At 43.6% G+C, this 3625-nt stretch carries 1 protein-coding gene; it reads right to left on the bottom strand.

Translation table 11 applies throughout. The annotated features are described in order from the left end of the window. Positions 1-3352: hypothetical protein (locus tag WCM76_16780; protein MEI6767288.1), on the bottom strand; the 3352-nt coding region annotated here is incomplete at its 3' end. Between the last annotated feature and the right edge of the window lie 273 nt (positions 3353-3625).

Raw genomic sequence — 3625 nt, 5'->3', positions numbered from 1 at the left:
CGTTGCTCACCAAAAAGCTGTTCACGCCTGCATACCACGATGCACCACCTGTCGCGTTATTATCGCGCAGCTGCAGAAAGTCAAGCACCACGCAACCGCTGGCTTTCGACAGGTTTCCCTGCTGCCCTGAAGTTGATGAGCGTATATCAATCGGGAAACCGCCGAGACCGGTGGCGTCAATCTGACTGAGAATGGTCTCTGTACGTGCCGCTTCTATTTCGTAAACCTTTCCGGGTGAGAATTTAATCGTGTCAAATGTGAAATTGCCTTTCAACTGTCCGTTTCCCAAAAACGTTGCTTTCGAAAAAGTAGCGATTCCATAGTTGTAAGGGTAATAAATCGGAGAGGTTCCGGTAGTACTCGAAAACTCAACTTTATTAAAAACGAAATTATAATAGGTGCCATTGTACGTTGATAAATACATGCCGCCGCTCGAGCCTGTGAATCTAAATAATGAATTTCCTGCAGTAATCGTAAGGTTGTCATTATACATGAAACAGGCCATAGTGGAGCCTGATGTAAGTGTAACAACAGACGAGCCCAGATTAAGTGTTCGGGGCGAAGGGTTTGACTTAGCTGAATTTAAAGTGCCTGTATTCACGGCCTGCCCGTTTGTATTCAATGTCCCGTTGTGAAGATTTAATGTATTGTTTCCTGTGCTGAATGCATCCAGCAATGTCCAGCCACCACCGGAGCCCTGAAAATAAACGTCACTTTTAAATACCTGACCCGCGCAGGTAATCGTTTTACCCGTTGCCGTTGCTTCGAAATTAGTAATGCCTTGAAAAGTCAGATTCATAGCAGAGATGAAAACGAGAGAACCATAAATATTAAGTGTGTAGGTACTTGTACCGGCAAATGTTGGTGTATAATTAGCGCCTGTCCAGGTCATGTTTCTGCACAAGGCGTTCGTATTAATATTACAGGTCTGTCCGGCGCCATTGAATGAATTGTTATCAAAAAATACATCATCGTTGGCGTTTGGAATACACTGCCCGCCCGGCCCGCCACTGCTTAATGACCAGTGCGCAATTTCGTCCCAGTTACCTGTATTCCCGACCCAATAAAGCGTGCGTGGTGTTGGTGAGTTAATTATCCAGCCGCTGTTATTGCCCATGTCAGTAGAGTTGTTGGCAGTAAATACAGCACCACCGGTTGCCGACATATCGCGCAGCGACGTAAATGCAATAGTTACTGCTCCGGAACTTTTACTTATTATAGACTGGCTTCCGGGACTCAGCGATTTGAATGTAATCGGTGACACACATGTACCAGTTGCAGAAAGCAGTGTTTGAATAGTCTGCGTTCTTGATGCTTCGAATTCATAAATTTTTCCTGATGAAAGCATCAGCGAATCGAATGTGAAATTTCCTTTGAACTGACCGCTTGGGGCATAGGTAGTAACATTGAATGAAGCAATGCCATAATTATATGGATAATAAATGGGTGATGTGCCGCTGCCATTGGTGAATTCAGTATTATAAAAAATGAAATTATAATAAGTGCCGTTGTAAGTCGACAGATACATACCGCCGCTTGCACCGGTAAAACGCAGGGTGGACGTTCCGGAGCTCAGGGTGAAATTATCATTATAAATAAAACACGCCATGGTAGAGCCTGAAGTAATAGTTACCAGTGATGATCCTAAAATTAACGTTCTGCTTGCGGGGTTTGATTTGGCTGAATTGAATGTGCCGGTATTTACGTTTTTGCTGTTGGTGTTCAATATTCCATTATGAAGATTAATGGTGTTATTCCCTACGCTGAAGGCATCCTGCAAGGTCCATCCGCCTCCGGCTCCCTGAAAATAAACGTCACTTTTAAAAACCTGCCCTGCCGATGTTATGGTTTTGCCGGTAGTTGTTGCTTCAAAATTTGTGATGCCTGTAAACGTGAGGCTCATGGCAGAAATAAATGTCAGTGAACCATAAATGCTGAGTTGGTTGGTGCTTGGTCCAACAAGGCTTGGTGTGAAGTTCGCACCGGTCCAGGTCATGTCTTTGCACACTGCATTTACATTAATGGTGGTTGACTGTCCTGCTCCCGAATATGATGCGGCATCAAAAAATACGTTATCGTTGGCATTGGGGATGCATTGCCCACCCGGCCCGCCGCTGCTCAGCGACCAGTGTGCCATGTCGTTCCAGTTTCCGTTACTTCCCACCCAGTATAGGTTGCGTGGAGTAGGTGAATTGATTGTCCAGCCACTGTTATCACCAAGGTCAATGGAATTATTGGCTGTGAAGCCAGCGCCACCTGTTGCCGCTATATCTCTGAGTGAAGCATAATTAATGGTTACGTTCCCACCTGATTTACTAATAATGGACTGCACTCCGGAAGTGAGCGATTTTAATGTGATAGGCGAAGAGCATGATCCAATCGCTGAAAATAAAGTTTGTATTGTCTGGGTTCTGGATGCTTCAAATTCATATACTTTCCCCGAAGTCAGCATAAGCGAATCATACGTGAAGTTGCCTTTGAACTGTGCACTCGGATTCATGGTCACTACGTTGAATGTTGCAATTCCGTAGTTGTATGGATAATAAATGGGCGAAGTCCCGTTAGCATTTGTGAATTCAACATTATTGAAAACAAAATTGTAATAGGTGCCATTGTATGTTGAAAGGTACATGCCACCACTGCTTCCGGTAAAGCGTATTGTAGAGCTTCCAGCATTCAGCGTTAGATTATCGTTGTACATGAAACAGGCCATGGTTGAACCTGAAGTAATCGTCACGATTGAAGTGCCTAAATTAATTGCCCGCGCGGCCGGGTTTGATTTAGCGGAATTAATTGTGCCGCAGTTTACAGCCTGCCCGTTCGTGTTGAGCGTTCCGTTATGGACGTTCAAAGTATTATTGCCTACACTGAATGCATCCAGAAGCGTCCAACCGCCTCCATTTCCACGAAAATATATATCAGAGTTAAACTGTTTGCCTGCCATTGTAATGGTCTTGCCGGGAGTATTCGCTTCAAATCCAACTTCACCATTAAATAAATAATTCATGCCGGAAATAAACTTTAAGCTTCCGCTGATGTTTAGTTTATTGGTGCTCGGTCCTGAAAGGGTAGGGTTGTATAAAGCACCCGTCCAGTCCATATCCTGACAGGTTTCAATTGTTTGATTGATTGTAACCACTTGACCGGAGCCTGTAAAACTCAGATTGTCAAAATATACATTGTCTGATGGGCTCGGTACTACTACATGGTAAGTTGTTCCACCACTGGTTGTTGCCCAATGTGTGAGGTCACTCCAGTTGCCGTTGCCTCCAACCCAATAGTAATTCAATGCCTTCGCGTTGAAACAAAATAGTGTGATCAGGATTGCAGAAATGAGAAGATGTCTTTTCATGGTTACATATTTTTACAATGCTCAAAGTTAATATTTATCCGGGCAACAGGTGTGTTTTGCGAGAAGTTTTAAACGAGGTTATTAACTGAAAATCTGACAAATCATATAATACAGAAAGTGAATCCGAACTGCGGCATGTGCTATGTCCGGATTTCACTAAATGCTGATAAAAAAGAATCACTGAATGATTTGAAGTACTAATTGACACTTATAACGCGCATCACAGTCACATCTTCATTAACCACAATTCTGAGCAAATACACGCCTTCAGCA

The organism is Bacteroidota bacterium, from assembly GCA_037133915.1.
GTDB lineage: Bacteria > Bacteroidota > Bacteroidia > Bacteroidales > CAIWKO01 > JBAXND01.
The sequence above is the reverse complement of the archived record's forward strand: the minus strand, read 5'-3'. Positions and strand labels throughout refer to the sequence as shown.